14 protein-coding genes are annotated in these 15,308 nt (G+C 37.1%); 9 read left to right on the top strand and 5 right to left on the bottom strand.

What is annotated here, in order from left to right:
* Nucleotides 1-132 precede the first annotated feature (132 nt).
* Nucleotides 133-1,734 (top strand): gliding motility lipoprotein GldJ, encoded by a 1,602-nt coding sequence (gene gldJ, locus NG809_RS05560; protein WP_262148772.1) that lies wholly within the window; start codon nt 133-135, stop codon nt 1,732-1,734.
* A gap of 63 nt (nt 1,735-1,797) precedes the next feature.
* A complete protein-coding gene (locus tag NG809_RS05555) occupies nt 1,798-3,069 on the top strand; it encodes a UDP-N-acetylmuramoyl-tripeptide--D-alanyl-D-alanine ligase (RefSeq protein WP_262148770.1) in 1,272 nt (423 codons plus the stop codon).
* On the opposite strand, the gene NG809_RS05550 is transcribed toward NG809_RS05555, so the two are convergent.
* Nucleotides 3,062-3,673: an NUDIX hydrolase gene (locus NG809_RS05550; protein ID WP_262148768.1), complete on the bottom strand. Its 612-nt coding sequence runs from the start codon at nt 3,671-3,673 to the stop codon at nt 3,062-3,064. The genes NG809_RS05555 and NG809_RS05550 overlap by 8 nt on opposite strands.
* A gap of 29 nt (nt 3,674-3,702) precedes the next feature.
* Between NG809_RS05550 and NG809_RS05545 the strand changes: the two genes are divergently transcribed.
* Nucleotides 3,703-4,092, top strand: coding sequence for an SRPBCC family protein (locus tag NG809_RS05545; RefSeq protein ID WP_262148766.1), 390 nt, complete (start codon nt 3,703-3,705; stop codon nt 4,090-4,092).
* A 29-nt stretch (nt 4,093-4,121) separates the two neighbouring features.
* Here NG809_RS05545 and NG809_RS05540 read toward each other — a convergent pair whose 3' ends face one another.
* From NG809_RS05540 to NG809_RS05530, 3 genes are read right to left on the bottom strand one after another with little or no spacing between them, the layout of a single operon-like run.
* Nucleotides 4,122-5,168, bottom strand: a complete 1,047-nt coding sequence (locus tag NG809_RS05540; RefSeq protein ID WP_262148764.1) for an anhydro-N-acetylmuramic acid kinase — start codon at nt 5,166-5,168, stop codon at nt 4,122-4,124.
* A 9-nt stretch (nt 5,169-5,177) separates the two neighbouring features.
* Nucleotides 5,178-5,765, bottom strand: a complete 588-nt coding sequence (gene lptC, locus NG809_RS05535) for an LPS export ABC transporter periplasmic protein LptC (protein ID WP_262148763.1) — start codon at nt 5,763-5,765, stop codon at nt 5,178-5,180.
* A 1-nt stretch (nt 5,766) separates the two neighbouring features.
* Nucleotides 5,767-7,059, bottom strand: coding sequence for a hypothetical protein (locus NG809_RS05530; RefSeq protein WP_262148762.1), 1,293 nt, complete (start codon nt 7,057-7,059; stop codon nt 5,767-5,769).
* 247 nt (nt 7,060-7,306) lie between these two features.
* Here NG809_RS05530 and NG809_RS05525 point away from each other — a divergent pair, with 247 nt between their 5' ends.
* On the top strand, nt 7,307-8,425 hold the full coding sequence (locus tag NG809_RS05525) for a DNA polymerase III subunit (protein WP_262148760.1): 1,119 nt from the start codon (nt 7,307-7,309) through the stop codon (nt 8,423-8,425).
* 63 nt (nt 8,426-8,488) lie between these two features.
* On the top strand, nt 8,489-8,995 hold the full coding sequence (locus NG809_RS05520; protein WP_262148758.1) for a hypothetical protein: 507 nt from the start codon (nt 8,489-8,491) through the stop codon (nt 8,993-8,995).
* Between the two features lie 73 nt (nt 8,996-9,068).
* Here NG809_RS05520 and NG809_RS05515 read toward each other — a convergent pair whose 3' ends face one another.
* Nucleotides 9,069-10,052, bottom strand: coding sequence for a hypothetical protein (locus NG809_RS05515; protein WP_262148756.1), 984 nt, complete (start codon nt 10,050-10,052; stop codon nt 9,069-9,071).
* A 131-nt stretch (nt 10,053-10,183) separates the two neighbouring features.
* Here NG809_RS05515 and NG809_RS05510 point away from each other — a divergent pair, with 131 nt between their 5' ends.
* From NG809_RS05510 to NG809_RS05495, 4 genes are all read left to right on the top strand, one after another.
* Nucleotides 10,184-10,810 carry a TetR/AcrR family transcriptional regulator gene (locus NG809_RS05510; RefSeq protein ID WP_262148754.1) on the top strand — a complete coding sequence of 209 codons (627 nt, stop codon included), beginning with the start codon at nt 10,184-10,186 and terminating at the stop codon, nt 10,808-10,810.
* On the top strand, nt 10,794-12,107 hold the full coding sequence (locus NG809_RS05505; RefSeq protein WP_262148752.1) for a TolC family protein: 1,314 nt from the start codon (nt 10,794-10,796) through the stop codon (nt 12,105-12,107). The genes NG809_RS05510 and NG809_RS05505 overlap by 17 nt, the downstream gene beginning before the upstream one ends.
* 18 nt (nt 12,108-12,125) lie before the next feature.
* On the top strand, nt 12,126-13,229 hold the full coding sequence (locus tag NG809_RS05500) for an HlyD family secretion protein (RefSeq protein ID WP_262148750.1): 1,104 nt from the start codon (nt 12,126-12,128) through the stop codon (nt 13,227-13,229).
* A 385-nt stretch (nt 13,230-13,614) separates the two neighbouring features.
* Nucleotides 13,615-15,192 carry a DHA2 family efflux MFS transporter permease subunit gene (locus NG809_RS05495; RefSeq protein WP_262148749.1) on the top strand — a complete coding sequence of 526 codons (1,578 nt, stop codon included), beginning with the start codon at nt 13,615-13,617 and terminating at the stop codon, nt 15,190-15,192.
* Nucleotides 15,193-15,308 lie beyond the last annotated feature (116 nt).

Raw genomic sequence — 15,308 nt, 5'->3', positions numbered from 1 at the left:
AAATGAAAATTTTATAATTACATAGTGTACAATAAAATTAATTTCATGTGATTTATCAAAAAAAACAAATCTTTATTTGATTTATTGAATAATTTACTTTTCTTTGTACTTTGAATAATATTTATATCGACTATGAAAAAACTAAAGTTGTTTTCATTAATAGCATTGAGTTCTACACTTGCATTAACCAGTTGTGGTGGTTCCGGGACCGGCAAAGGAGGCGGTACGAAAAGTTTTGTCTCTAAGACAGGCTGGAAACCAAACGAAAAACAGGGTTGGTTTTTTGCTGGAAAGCAGCAGGAGCAGAAGGGATGGCCAGGAATGGTGTATGTAGAAGGTGGAACTTTCACAATGGGATTAGTGAAAGATGATGTAATGCACGATTGGAATAACTCGCCACGCAGAATGCAGGTGAGCTCTTTCTACATCGGTGAAACAGAAATTACTAACTACGAATACCGTGAATATCTTACATGGTTGAAGTATGTATTCCCACCAAGCGATCCCAGCTTTAAAGAAATCTACAATGGTGCTTTGCCGGATACTTTATTGTGGGACAACAAGCTTTCAAGAAATGATTTCAACGAAACTTATTTCAGAGATGCTAACTACGATTACTACCCGGTAGTAGGTGTGGCTTGGTCTCAGGCGAACAGATATTGTGAATGGTTGACAGACAGAGCAAATGAAAAAGCATTAATGAATGCAGGAATCATTGCTAAAGATTTATATATTAATGAATCTAACAACCAGGGTGGAACTGCTTTCAATATGGATAAATTCAAATCGAATGATCCTGAAATGCAAGGCTACATCAACGAGCAGAGAAGACAACAGAAAACTGGTATAAAAACTACTAACCAAAGACTTATCGCTGCAAATAGAGCTCCTGGTGCAGATATGGTTACCAAATTCAGACTTCCTAGTGAAGTAGAATGGGAGTACGCAGCTTTGGGAATGGAGAAAAACAGAGAGTACAACATGTACTTAGGTAAAGCTCCTGAAATCCAGTCTTTGAGAGGTACTAAAGGTAGAGACAGAGGTATGCTTCTTGAAAACTTCAAGCAAGGTCAGGGAGATTACTCAGGTCCTGCAGGTTGGAAAAACGACGGTTCAGCTAAAACTTCAGACGTAAGACAATATCCTTCAAATGCCATCGGTATTTATGGTATGTACGGAAACGTTGCAGAATGGACTGCTGATGTTTACAGACCAATCGTGGATGATGAGTACAGCGATTTCAACTACTACAGAGGGAATGCTCCTCAGGCTATCGTAAGAAACGGAGACGGAACTTACCAGATGGTAGACGAAACCAACATGAAGTATGATACTCTAAGAGACGGAAGATTGGTTGCTAGAAACCTTCCAGGTCAGTATTCAAGAGAAACTATTGCAAACTATGCTAACTTCAGAGATGGAGATCAACAGTCTTCTTTAAGTTACAGAAATGCTTCTGATTCTGTTTCTTCTTACAATATGTATAACGGAGCAAGACAAAACTTCTTCGTTGATGCAAACGGTAAAGTAAAATTGCAGAAAGATACCGGGAAGAGAACTTCTCAGATCTCTAACGATATCAGAGTTGTGAAAGGAGGTTCTTGGCAGGATTCAGCGTACTGGTTAGATCCGGGACAAAGAAGATATAAAGCTGAAAACGCTGGTTACGGATGGATCGGATTCCGTGTAGCGCAGGATGCGAGTTCAAAAAACAAAGGTAGAACGAGAAGATAATTTATTATCAAAATATTATACAAAAACCTTCTGAATATTCAGAAGGTTTTTTATTTTTGGGCTATGAACGTACAGGATTTTTATCAGATATTTTTAAAGGCAAACAAAGTAACGATCGACAGCAGAAAGATTGGTGAAAATGATATTTTTTTCGCTTTTTCAGGAGATAATTTCAATGCTGCAACACTTGCTGAAGATGCTATCTCTAAAGGTGCTCTGGCAGTGATTGTCGAGCAGAAAGACTTTGAAAATACAGGAAAAAATATTTTTTATGTGGAATCTACTTTAGATTTCCTTCAGAAGCTGGCGGTTCATCACAGAGATCAGCTCACGATCCCTGTAATAGGTCTAACGGGCAGCAACGGGAAGACTACTACAAAAGAGATCATTCATGCAGTTCTCTCCGAAAAATTCAATGTACAGTACACTTTTGGGAATCTGAATAACCATATCGGAGTTCCTTTGACGATTCTTTCCATTAAACCTGAACATGAAATGGCGGTTGTCGAAATGGGGGCCAATCATCAGAAGGAAATTGAATTGCTCTGTACTATTGCAAAGCCGACAATCGGTTACATCACCAATTTTGGGAAAGCGCATCTTGAAGGTTTTGGAGGTTTTGAAGGTGTAATTAAAGGTAAATCTGAGTTGTATGATTACTTAATCAATCATCAGCAGACCATTTTGGTGAATGACAATGACACGGTTCAGTTTGAAAAGACGCTTAATTATTCGCCAAAAATCAGTTTTGGTAAGGAAAATTCTGATTATCAGTTTGAATTGATTTCTTCTGAACATTTTGTCGGGTTAAATTTTAACAATACTACCGCTGTTTCAAAACTGACAGGAGAGTACAATTTCACAAATCTTTGTGCAGCAGCAAGTCTCGGACTTCATTTTGGAATTGATTCTGAAAAGATTAAACATGCCGTAGAAAACTATACGCCTACCAACATGCGTTCGCAGATCATGAAAAAGGATGGGAAAACGCTTGTTTTAGACACTTACAACGCCAATCCGAGTTCTATGACGGCATCACTTCACAATTTCGTCACTTTTGAAGGTACAAAAACGATCGTGATTGGCGACATGCTTGAATTAGGGGATGAAAGTGAAACTGAACATCAGAATATTTTAAATCTGGCTAAAAGTCTCAATTTTAACCAAATTATTACTGTCGGAAATCAGTTTAAAAATGTGAATGATTCAGCTGAAGCATTTTTAAATACATCAGAACTCGTTGAATATTTAGAAAAAAATAAAATCAGTTCAGAAAACGTTCTGTTAAAGGCCTCCCGAGGAATTGCCTTGGAGAAAGCACTGGTTTTTATTTAAGCTTAGATTCTTTAAAATCAGATAAAATCAGTTTAATATTTTTGAAAGTGTTTGGGAAAACTTCAGCGGTAATCAGACTGTCGTTTTTCCAGGCAACTTCTGTGATTCCTTCTTCGATTTGAGGCTTTGAGGTGTCTTCGCCATCAAAAAACATTTCAAACCAGTGCGTATATTTTAAAACTTTGTCGCCGTTTCTTTCCACATAAATATGGTAAGTTGTGTTGATGAAATCTTTTAAAATAACATTTCTCAGTCCGGTTTCTTCTTCAATTTCACGAATGGCAGATTCTTCACGCGATTCGCCTTTTTCCATTTTACCTTTTGGGAGATCCCATTTTCCGAGTCTTTTAATGAAGAGAATTTCTCCTGAAGGATTATTTACAATTCCGCCTGCAGCTTCAATCTTTCTGAAAAGTCGGTTAAATTCTTCCCAGATCGTTTCCAGATTTTCGCCATAAACATTCATTTCTGAAGTGGATGTGTTTTGAAGAAGATCCAAAGCAATTTCCAGCGTTGTAGAGTTTTCGTAACCGACTGTTTTTTCTAAGTTTTCGGGAGTCTTAGAGAGTAATAATTTTTTTTCGTTGACAAAAACTTTATACATTTGTAATAATTTAAATACAAAAATAAAAAATGAATTTAGAAGGACGAAAAATAATCGTTAATAAATCTGCAAAAGAGCTTTCTGAAGTATTAAAAACTCCTGAAAACTACAAACAGTTTATGCCGGATGGTCTGCAGAAGTTTGAAACGCGTGAAGACGGCTTCAAATTCGGACTTCAGGGTATGCCGGAAATCGCTTTAAAGATTGACGAAGTAACCGAAGAGAAAGCAGTTTTGAAATCTGCAAGTTCAAGTCTTGATTTTGCTCTGACTGCTGCTTTGAAACCTTTAAACGAAAATCAGACTGAAGTTCAGATGTTATTTGAAGGAAAATTTAATCCTTTCATTAAAATGATGGTGGAGAAACCACTTCAGAATTTTATCAATACGCTTACAGATAAAATTGAAAATTATAAATAAAACCGAAACCTTCAGCAATGAAGGTTTTTTTATGCGATAATCCCAGAGCTGTGATCACTTGAGCTTCCCGTCGCAGAAGAAAGTACATTGATCTCATTATTCATTCTTAAAACGCCCATAAAAGCGAAAATCAAAGCTTCTTTAAAATCGATAATGGTTTTTTCAGGGATAATGATTTCCGCGGAAGTTTTAGATTGAATTTTTTCAATCAAATAAGAATTATAAGTTCCACCGCCGGTAAATAAAGCTTTTTTAAATTGATTTTTATTGAATATATTTGAAATCTGAAACGCTGAATGTTCAGTAAATGTTGCCAAAGCTGTGAGAGAATCTATATTTTCCAAAAGCGGAAAAATATGCTGATTACAAAATTCTATTCCCAAAGATTTCGGATGTTGCTGATTGTAAAATTCTAAATTGTTCAGTTTTTCCAGTAAGTTTGAATCGACTTTTCCAGTTCTTGCCAAATCTCCGTTTTCATCAAAATTTTTGCCTAAATCCTGTGAGATTTTATTTAAAACAATATTCACCGGACAGATATCAAAGGCAATTCTTTTATCCATTTTTTTAAATGAAATATTGGAGAATCCACCCAGATTCAGACAGGCATCATATTCTGAAAACAGGAGTTCATCACCGATTGGTACGAGTGGTGCGCCATTTCCGCCCATCAAAACATCCTGACTTCTGAAATCATAAACTACTGGAATCGAATTGACCAGTTTTACAGCCCTTCCGTCCCCAATCTGTTGTGTAAATTTTCTTTGAGGCTGATGAAAAACCGTGTGGCCGTGGGAAGCAATAAGATTGACTTTTGAAATGTTTTTACTTTTGATAAAATCTTGTACTTTTTCACCCAAATAAAATCCGTAGTCTGAGTTCAGTGCCAAAAGATCTGCAGAAGATAAATGAATAGAATTTCTAAGATTGTTTTCCCATTTTTCAGAATAGGGAATGGTTTCAGCTTCAATGATTTTAAAATGCCACTGATTGTCAGTTTTATCAAATTCAGCGAAGCAAATATCAAGTCCGTCAAGGCTCGTTCCCGACATTAATCCGATAGCTCTGGTTTTCATGCTGAAAAATTATTGGGCAAGTTTGCTTTGACTCACATCAAGATCTCCCGAATTTTTAAAGAATCTGTACTCAGAAAAATCATCTTTGGCAGTCATTCCGTGGGCATTGATTAAAACAGATCCGTCTGGCATGGTCTGGTAAACGGTATCGCGGGTATAGATGCGTTGCTTCCGCTGATCCCAGTAAACGCTCTGTGTAGCAAATCTGCGTCCTTCATTGGTGGTGATTTTCACATCGCCTTTGGCTTCGTAAAATTTTTTGTATTCAAAAATTCTGGCGTATTTAGCTGTGATTGTTCCCGGTTTTGGATTTTTTTTATCAAAGAAATCTATTTTAATTCCTTTTTTTGCCACAACGTAGGGGCTGTCTATAAGTTCGTATTTTTCAATGATAGGCGCATACGCTTTCATGGTAATCAAGCCCGAATCCCGCTGAATAATGTAGGCATTATTGATAATCTGCGACGGAAAATCCTTGCTGTCTGTGCCCTTCTCTTTGGTGAGGTCGTCTTCGCAGGATGTGAATATAAAAAATATAGCACAACTGAAAAGGTATGCTATATTTTTTAATGTTATATTTTTTGGAGTCAAAAACATTTTAGTTGTAAAGATTCTTTCTGAACCATTTGTCAGCAAAGTTAAATCCAAGTTTCAGATTGATATAATTCTGGTTGATCAGATTATCATTAAGCGTTCCTCTTTTTCCGGCTTCGATACCAATCTCAAGACCGCTCATCCTCTGGATATTGCTGGTTTTGAACGGAAGAAGTACACCGGCAGAAATACCGTATTTGTTGATGCTGTTATTGGCAATTTTCAAACCGCCTCTTTCATAAAAAGCTCCGTATCTGTAAACCACTCTCGAGAAATAGTTTCTGAAGTTGTTGTAATTTGGCAGATACCAACCTCCGGCAGAGATTCTGTACGTATCCTGAAAGTCAAAACTTTTTCCAAAGTAAGAGATGTCTTCACCTTTTTTGTAATCAAGCTGTGCAGAAACAAACCACTCATTATTACTGCCATATCCAGCTCCTAATGAAGCCTGCAACGGAATCAGATTTTTAGAATTTATGCTTCTCTGTTCGATGATCGTTTCGTTGATCTTCGTTTCCGCGGTACCGTAATAGTAGGTGCTGTTTTTGTAGTCAGTCATCATATTTCCGGTATTCCCGAATGTAACAGTGGCACCAAGGGTAAGTTTGTTATCCGTTGAGGTATTGATTTTCTGATAGCTTGTACCTAGAGTGAAATTAAAATTCTTGATGTTATTTTTGGTTTCGTAACCGTTGATGAATTCAGCTCCGGAAACTGTAAATTCATTGATGTCATACAGATTTCCAAAGTAAAAATTAGCTTTGGCACCTACTGAAAGTCCTTTCCCAATGTTATATGAGATTGCAGCCTGTGCTGTATTTAAGGTTCCTTTACCGGTAAATCTATTTGCATGAATTGATTCTTCATTAGTTTCAGGATTCTTAAACGTTTCAGAAGTCAGAACATCATAACTTTTTGAGCTGTACGGCTGGTAAAGAAATCCCATCTTCACTTTTGGTGAAAGCGGAAATGCAAGCGAAATATTAGATAAATACGTAGAATGCTTGGTAGACTTTGTATTGTTATAATTCGTTTTGAAGTAATTGTTTTCGTTGGTTGCCTCCAATTTGATGCTGGTAAGCTCAAAATTGGTATTGTTGGCAGGGTTCCCGAAGTTGAAGTTACTCGTGAAATCACTGATGTAGGCTGTTGAAATGCCTCCCATAGAGGATGTCTCAATCGTATTATCAAACTTTACATCTCCAATTCCGTAAGTTGCGTATGGCGAATTGCTTATACTTTGCGCGTTAAGGAAATATCCCACCGAAATGAATGATAGTACAAAGATTTTTTTCATTCTAGATTTTTAAAATAATGCGCAAATATCTTAAATATTAATGAATTGTAAAAATTTACCGAGGTTAAAGTTTGTTAAGGGGAATATATGGTGAATTGTCAATCTTAAATTATGATCAGAAAGGTCGTGTATTAAGGATTTTTCGGTATTGTCATATTAATTTTGGCAGAATTTGGCAATTAGAAAAAACTCCCGTACATCCATCTTCCAACTTCCATCATCCAACAAAAATTTTTATCTTTGAACCATGAATTGGGACGACATCGCAGGGCAGAAAAATCTTAAAAAACTGCTTAAAGAAAGTATTTCAGATAACAGGGTGAGCCATGCTCAGCTGTTTGTAGGGAAGGAGGGATACGGAACTTTGCCGTTGGTTTTGGCGTATGCAAAAGAAATATTAAGAGGCGAAAATGAGCATTCAGCTTCCAGAGTTGATCATCTCAATCATCTGGATCTTCACTTTTGTTTTCCCGTTTTTACCGAAAAAAATAATTCATTAAGCAAAAAGAATTTCGAGGAATTCAGATCGATGATTTTAGAATCGCCTTATGCCAGTTTTGACGACTGGTCCGCAGTTTTGGAATCTGAAAACAAACAGCTTTTCATCTCAGCAGACGAAATGGATGATCAGAACCAGAAATTTGCCTTAAAAAGTTTCGAAGGCGGCACAAAAATCCTCATCGTCTGGAGAGCCGATAAAATGAATACTTCCGCAGCCAATAAATTCCTTAAATTTCTGGAAGAACCACCAGCCAAAACACTGATTCTTCTGACCACAGAAAGCATTGATGATATTTTGCCCACCATTCTTTCCCGCACCCAGATTATTGATGTACCAAGAATTGAGGATGAGGATCTTCAAATGTATATGAAAGAAAAAACGCAGGCTGATGAAGGAAAAATTAACGAAATTATTCATCAGGCTCAGGGAGATTTGAATGAAGCTTTAAAACTTTTGAATTCCCAAAATAAGAACAGTGACTTTGAAGCGCTTTTTGTACAGTGGGTTCGCGACGCTTTTATGGTGAAAAAGAAACCGGAATATTTGAAATCGATCATCAGTTGGGCAAGAGAAGTAGCTTCATGGAACCGTGAAAAACAGAAGAATTTCCTTAACTACTGTTCCGAGATTTTCAGGCTGGCGATGCTTCAGAATTATGGTTCGCAGGATTTGGTTTATAAAAAGATTGATGCCAACGGATTCAACTGGGCTGGTTTTTCAAAATACATCAGCGGAGCCAACATCGTTTCTATTTTAGAAGAAATCAACGAAGCCGATCATCATTTAACCCGAAACGGAAACCCAAAAATTGTGTGGACGGATCTAGGGATTAAATTGTCGCGGTATATTCATAAGAGTTCGTAGATTTCAGATTGACCGGCAATTGCGTGACCGAAATGCGAAATTTTAATAAAAACTAAATCAAATATGGGAATAACAATTCACTTTGAAGGAAAACTTAAAAATGATGAAAATTACAATCTGCTTATTAAAAAAGTGAGTGAATATTCTGAGTTTCATGGTTGGAGTTTTTTCGAATTCCAAAATGATGTAAAAAAATTAGAAAGAGTAAAGAATGAAGAAGACTGGGATTATGTTGGCATTACGAAAGGCATTCAAGTACAACCACATGAAAATTCAGAACCATTAATTTTTGAGTTTGATAAAGATTTGTATATCCAGGAATACTGCAAAACTCAATTTTCTGAAATTGAAACGCATATAAAAATTATTGACTTATTAAATGTTGTTACAGATTGTTTTTCAAATCTTGAAATTTTTGACGAAAGTGAATATTGGGAAACAGGAAATGAAAGATTACTACAAGAAAATTGGGAGAAATTTTATTCCGCAATGGACGAAGCGATGGCAGAAAATATTAATTTGAAAGGACCATTTAAATTGGAGAATGGTCGAATAATCGATTTAATGTAAAAAAACGCACAAAAATAGTTGAAGATTTTCACTATTATCAAGCTCAAAAAAAAATATTCGAGCGTTACAAAACTCATTTCCCTAAAGTATTTTTAAATTCCGCATATTCCTCCTCCATAAAATCCGCTTTCCCCAGCTGAACCCGCATCGATTCAATATTTTTCACAGTAGACTGCACTGCGGTTGTAAACCACGGAAATTCCTGACTTAAAGATGTCAGTTTGGCAAGTGCCCGCAAAGCTCCGTTTTCAGATTCAGATAATTTTACGGCATGCTCATACCGGAAAACTGGGCAGTAATAGTATTCTTCAGAAACATAATCCCACATTTCAAGGTCTGCATCAGTCGTGATAAGGTAAGCCATTGCAAAGACTGATGAGTCCAGATAATTTTCTGAGAAAATAAAACAGTCGTATATATTTTCTGAATCGTTTTGTTTTATTTTTCTGTCTAAAACATCAGCAATGATCTGATGACTCTTTTCTTTTTTTACAGTGTCTTTAGATAAATGAAGCACAGATCCATATTCCACTTTTGCCAGATCGTTTTTTGGCGATCTTCCGTAAGCTTTTTCCGCGTACATCATTGCTGAATCGTTATCCAAAAACATTCTGTGAAGTTTTGATGCCGCCACAAGTTCTTCGACAGACAACTGATCTTTTCCTTCAATATTTTCCCTGAAATATTTCAGCGATTTTGCAGCATAACGGTCTTTAGTAAACCGTTCCATTACTTTCCAGCCTTCCAGTTTTTCCAGTTGAGACTGATCCCAGAGTTCATAAAGAACAGACATCCTGTCCCATTTCGACTGTATTTTTGCCCACTCAGAAAATACCTGATGGTACGCTGCGTGCGGTGGTACCGAATTTCCGTTTTGGTCTTCAATATTTAAACTGATATCAGCAGCGGGATCAGAATGGTATCTTTTATAAGCTTCTATAATTTCCCTGTCAAATTTTTCTCCCAGTTCCGGAGATACAACCGGTCGCTCTTCTTTTGGAGGAGTGATTTTCTCTGCTTGTTTTTTTTTGCCGAAAAGAAAACTGAAAAAGCCCATAAAATTGATTTTCAGTAAATATAAAAATTAATTGGAAAAATTTGAATGATTAAAATAAAATTAAAAAATCAATCAAACGTTTGATTTTTTCGGAAGCCTGATGTATCTTTGCACCCGTAAAATTCACAACAATGATTTCAAAAGAGGAAAATATTCTGTTTGCAGCCGAGCAACTTTTTGCCGAAAAAGGTTTTTCCGGTACGTCAACACGGGAGATTTCAAAAGCAGCGAACGTTAATATTTCAATGATCTCTTATTATTTCGGTTCAAAAGAAAAACTGTACGAGAAATTGGTGGAGTACAGAATGAAGGAAGGACAGTTTTTTTCAAAAGAACTCTTGGAGCGTACCGATATTAACGAATGGGAAAAGGTGGAAAGAATTGTCGATCAGTTTGCAGGAAGAGTGAGACACCACAAAATGTTTTTCAGAATAATGCAGCGGGAGCAGTTGTACAGCGATAATCCGCAGATAGTCGAATTTCTGAAAGAAACCAAACTCAGTTTCATTACAATGTATTCAAAAATTCTGGAAAGCGGTTTGGAAAAAGGAATTTTCACTAAAAATCCACCGATCTATCTATTGCATTCTACAGTGAGCGGAACTTTATTTTACGCTTCCAATGCCAAACAGATGTACAAGGATTTTCTTAAAAATGAGGAAGATGAAATGGTTTTTGAAGAAACGTATTTCAACGAGCTTACAAAACATATAAAACATATTTTAAAAGACCTTTTAGGTTATGAAGAGAATAAATAACTCAGTTCTTGTACTTTCCCTTTTCGCAGGAATGATGTACAGCAATGCTCAGGAGAAAAAACAGCTCAGCCTCGATGAAGCCGTACAGTTGGGAATCCAGAACAGTAAAAGTTTAAAAATAGATGCTGCCAAAATAGAAGAAGCAACCGCAGACCTGTTGGCAGCAAAGAATAGACAGCTTCCTGATCTTTCTGTATCAGCAAGCTATCTTTATCTTCCGGTGAAACCAACGATTGATTTGAAAATCCCTGGAGTTTCCACAGCAGGAGGACCGGAAGTACATCAGGTGGCCTACGGTTCTGCAAATGTGACTGTTCCGATTTACAGCGGCGGAAGAATTAAATACGGAATTCAGTCCGCAAAATATCTGGTGGAAGCATCAAAATTAAGTACCGAAAATGATAAAGTTGCCATTGCTTACAACGTGGCTCAGGCTTACAATAATTTGTTCAAAGCCAATCAGTCTATTAAAGTTTTAGAAGAAAATCTTTCAGCTTCTCAAAAAAGAGACGAAACTTTTCTTAAGCTTGAAAATAGTGGAGTCATTGCAAGAAACGACCGTTTAAAGGCAAATCTTCAGACTTCAAATATCGAATTGCAACTTTTAGAAGCGAAAAATAATTACAACATCGCCAATATTAATATGGATTTGCTGTTAGGACTTCCTGATAATACCGAAATTGAAGTTGATGAGCAATATATTAATGAATCAGATGACGTAAAGCCGGTTGATTTTTATTTAAATGAAGCCAGAGAAAACCGAAAAGATTTGCAGGCTTTGGATCAACAGCGAAAAGCTGCAGCTCTGGGAACGAAATCTGCAAAAGCAGAAAATCTTCCTTCGATTGCTTTTACGGGTGGTTATGTTGCAGCAGATATTCCAAAATTTTTAACGATTTACAATGCGGTAAATGTTGGAGTAGGAGTTTCTTACAATTTATCAAATCTCTGGAAGGAAAATTCAGCTTTAAAGCAGTCTCAGGCAAGAGAAATGCAGTTGTCGGCAACCAATGAAATGATGAATGACAATATTAAACTGGAAGTCAACAGAGAATATCAGAATTCAGATTATTCTAAAAAGAGAATCACTGTTTTCGAAAAAGCAGCTGTTCAGGCAAATGAAAACTACAGAATTACAAAAAATAAATATGACAACGGTCTGGCAACGATGACAGAACTTTTGGATGCTGATGCAGCACAAATTGCAGCCAACGTCGGAGTGATCAATGCAAAAGCCGATGCAGCTTTGGCTTACAGAAAACTATTGCAGACTACAGGAACTTTAACAATCAAATAAAAACAGAACGATATCCAAATGGAAAATAATAATACTCAAGCAACTGAACCTAAAAAGAAAAAAAGTTTAGTTTTCCCAATTATTTTAGCGGTCATCATTATCGTGGGAGGAATCTACGGTTACAGAACCTATTCGTACGGACAGGTTCACGAAGAAACGGATGATGCTCAGATTGCATCCAATATGAATCCCGTAATTTCTAAAATTTCAGGGTACGTGGCGGAAGTGAAAGTGAAAGACAACCAGTTTGTGAAAAAAGGCGATACTTTGGTAATTTTAGACAGCAAAGATCAGAGAATGGCTTTGGAACAGGCTCAGGCAGCTTTGTCAACAGCTAAAAGTAATATTTCATCTGCACAGTCTTCTACCGATGCCACTTCAAAAAATATCGGAAGTTCTCAGGCTGCAGTAGCAACGGCAAATGCACAAATCGAAGCTGCAAAAGTAAACGTCTGGAAAACTTCTCAGGATTTAAAAAGATATTCAGTTTTGGTAAAAGACCATTCGATTACAGAGCAGCAGTATGAGCAGGCATTGGCTGCAAAACAGTCTGCAGATAAGCAGCTGCAGGTTTTGGTTGATACAAGAAATCAGATTGCACAGCAAACGGGTATTGCGTCTTCTCAGACAGCAGCAAGCTCACAGCAGATTTCTGTTGCCGGTTCAGTAGCGAAACAGAGAGAAGTAGATGTAGAAAGTGCAAAATTAAATCTTTCTTACACGATTATTACCGCTCCTGAAGATGGCTTTGTTGGAAAAATTCCTATTCAGGCCGGACAGTTTTTGCAGGCTGGTTCACAGTTATTCAGCTTGGTTAAAAATGATCAGAAATGGGTGATTGCCAACTTTAAAGAAACTCAGGTTGCTAAAATGGTGGAAGGACAGAAAGTGAAAATCGAGATCGATGCTTTTCCTGATACCGATTTTGAAGGCGTTGTAAGTTCATTCTCTCCGGCGACAGGTTCTACATTTTCAATTCTGCCTCCGGATAACGCGAGTGGAAACTTCGTGAAAGTCGTTCAAAGACTTCCAATTAAAATTGATTTCGTAAAACTGGATCCAAATATTGCCAAAAGACTGAGAACAGGAATGAATGTGAAAGCAGAAGTTTCTTTGAAATAAGAGCTGGACTTAGGAGCCAGGTAAAAAGTAAAAGGTAAAAAGTTTTAAAACTGTTTATAAATTACTTTTTCTCACATAATATTTAAATAAGTGAATTGTCAGTTTTGCAGGGGCAAGTCGATTTTCAATGCGGAGAGATTCAATGCAGAAGATTGCGGAGGATTTTGGAGAAGATTAATGTCAGAATGGAAATGCTGGAGATTAATGTTGATTGAAAATGGTGAAGAATAAATTGACAACGATGTCGAATGATGATTGGCAGTTCACTTTTATATAAAAAATTCTTAAAGAAGAGGAACGATGATGTTAATGTTTAAAAAGTATCTATTTCTTAACCTTGACCTTAACCTCAGCCTCAACCTTCTTTAAACACACAAATAAATTAATGCAAGATTCATTAGTAGAATATGGAGCCAGGAGAGTGATCATTACGATCACAGCGATTCTTTGTGCTCTGCTTGAAATTGTGGATTCCACGATTGTGAACGTTGCCCTCAATGAAATGAAGGGGAATCTGGGAGCTACACTTTCTGAAGTGGGTTGGGTAATCACGGCGTATGCCATTGGTAACGTTATCGTGGTGCCGATGACGAGCTGGCTTTCTCAGCAGTTCGGGAGAAGAAATTACTTCGCCGCTTCGATTGTGATTTTTACCATTTTCTCATTTCTCTGCGGGAACGCCGATAATATCTGGGAGCTGGTATTTTTCAGACTCTGTCAGGGAATTGGTGGTGGAGCATTGCTCGTAACTTCACAAACCATTATCACCGAATCATATCCGGTGGAAAAACGAAGTATGGCTCAGGCGATTTACGGTTTGGGAGTCATTATCGGCCCGACACTAGGTCCGCCGTTGGGAGGTTATATCGTTGATAATTTCAGCTGGCCTTATATTTTTTACATTAATATTCCAATCGGGATTGCGGCGACTTTAATGACACTGCAGTTTGTAAAAAGTCCGAAGTTTTCCGAAAAACGTAAAGCTTCAGACGTCGACTGGTTAGGTATTATGCTGTTGGCACTGACTGTCGGTTCTCTACAGTTTATTCTGGAAAGAGGTCATGAAGAAGACTGGTTTGAAAGCGGAATGATCGTTACTTTTACTACAACAGCTGTTTTAGGATTTATCTTGTTCCTTTGGCGAGAATTAACCTTTAAATATCCCATTGTAGAACTCCGTGTTTTAAAGAATGGAAATTTAAGAATCGGAACCGTAATGTCTTTTGTATTAGGATTTGGTTTGTATGGATCAACGTTCATCGTTCCTTTATATACACAGAGTATTTTGGGTTGGACGGCACTTCAGTCCGGAGCTCTGATGATTCCCGCTGCTTTAACGACTGCTTTCATGATGCCGATTATCGGAAGATTGCTTTCTAAAGGAGCAAAACAGCAGATTTTGGTTTCATTAGGATTATTTATCTTCTTCGTCTACAGTTTCTGGGGTTACAAAATTTTAACACCTGATACCAGTAAAGAAGCCTTCTTCTGGATGCTGATTGTAAGAGGAATGGGATTAGGTTTATTATTTATTCCAATTACTTCACTTTCATTAAGTACACTGAAAGGGCAGGAGATCGGGCAGGGAGCAGCTTTCACAGGAATGATGCGACAGTTAGGTGGATCTTTCGGAATCGCTGCCATCACGACTTTTATTGCCAATGCAAGTCAGAAATACAGGGTAAATTTAATTTCCCATCTCGACGGCGACAGTCTGGATGTTCAGCAAAGACTGGCAGGTCTGAAAGCGAATTTTATTGCTAAAGGAATGACGCCTGACAACGCAATGAATGCTGCCTACAAAGTCCTATATATGACTGTCACGAAACAGGCGACTGTGCTATCTTATATGGATGTTTTCCTTTATCTGGGAGTCGTTTTCCTGGTCTGTATTCCGTTTATCTTATTTATTAAAGAGCGGAAAAGCAAAGAAAAAATAGATTTGAGTGATGCGATGCATTAAAAAATAGACCTCTGGAAATTTCAGAGGTTTTTTTTGAATATTTTTTTTCAAACTGAAAAATCTGAAAATTTCCTTTTTGTGAATAATTTAAAGTAAAGATTAGTATTAAAATAGGA

The sequence above is a fragment of the Chryseobacterium foetidum genome, assembly GCF_025457425.1.
Lineage (GTDB): Bacteria > Bacteroidota > Bacteroidia > Flavobacteriales > Weeksellaceae > Chryseobacterium > Chryseobacterium foetidum.
Note: the sequence above shows the minus strand (reverse complement) of the source record. Positions and strands in the feature narration are given on the sequence as shown.

What these genes read in the sequence shown, in the direction of transcription:
- gldJ (WP_262148772.1), top strand. Translation starts at nt 133, where the DNA reads ATGAAAAAACTAAAGTTGTTTTCATTAATAGCATTGAGTTCTACACTT.
- NG809_RS05555 (WP_262148770.1), top strand. Translation starts at nt 1,798, where the DNA reads ATGAACGTACAGGATTTTTATCAGATATTTTTAAAGGCAAACAAAGTA.
- NG809_RS05550 (WP_262148768.1), bottom strand. Translation starts at nt 3,673, where the DNA reads ATGTATAAAGTTTTTGTCAACGAAAAAAAATTATTACTCTCTAAGACT.
- NG809_RS05545 (WP_262148766.1), top strand. Translation starts at nt 3,703, where the DNA reads ATGAATTTAGAAGGACGAAAAATAATCGTTAATAAATCTGCAAAAGAG.
- NG809_RS05540 (WP_262148764.1), bottom strand. Translation starts at nt 5,168, where the DNA reads ATGAAAACCAGAGCTATCGGATTAATGTCGGGAACGAGCCTTGACGGA.
- lptC (WP_262148763.1), bottom strand. Translation starts at nt 5,765, where the DNA reads ATGTTTTTGACTCCAAAAAATATAACATTAAAAAATATAGCATACCTT.
- NG809_RS05530 (WP_262148762.1), bottom strand. Translation starts at nt 7,059, where the DNA reads ATGAAAAAAATCTTTGTACTATCATTCATTTCGGTGGGATATTTCCTT.
- NG809_RS05525 (WP_262148760.1), top strand. Translation starts at nt 7,307, where the DNA reads ATGAATTGGGACGACATCGCAGGGCAGAAAAATCTTAAAAAACTGCTT.
- NG809_RS05520 (WP_262148758.1), top strand. Translation starts at nt 8,489, where the DNA reads ATGGGAATAACAATTCACTTTGAAGGAAAACTTAAAAATGATGAAAAT.
- NG809_RS05515 (WP_262148756.1), bottom strand. Translation starts at nt 10,052, where the DNA reads ATGGGCTTTTTCAGTTTTCTTTTCGGCAAAAAAAAACAAGCAGAGAAA.
- NG809_RS05510 (WP_262148754.1), top strand. Translation starts at nt 10,184, where the DNA reads ATGATTTCAAAAGAGGAAAATATTCTGTTTGCAGCCGAGCAACTTTTT.
- NG809_RS05505 (WP_262148752.1), top strand. Translation starts at nt 10,794, where the DNA reads ATGAAGAGAATAAATAACTCAGTTCTTGTACTTTCCCTTTTCGCAGGA.
- NG809_RS05500 (WP_262148750.1), top strand. Translation starts at nt 12,126, where the DNA reads ATGGAAAATAATAATACTCAAGCAACTGAACCTAAAAAGAAAAAAAGT.
- NG809_RS05495 (WP_262148749.1), top strand. Translation starts at nt 13,615, where the DNA reads ATGCAAGATTCATTAGTAGAATATGGAGCCAGGAGAGTGATCATTACG.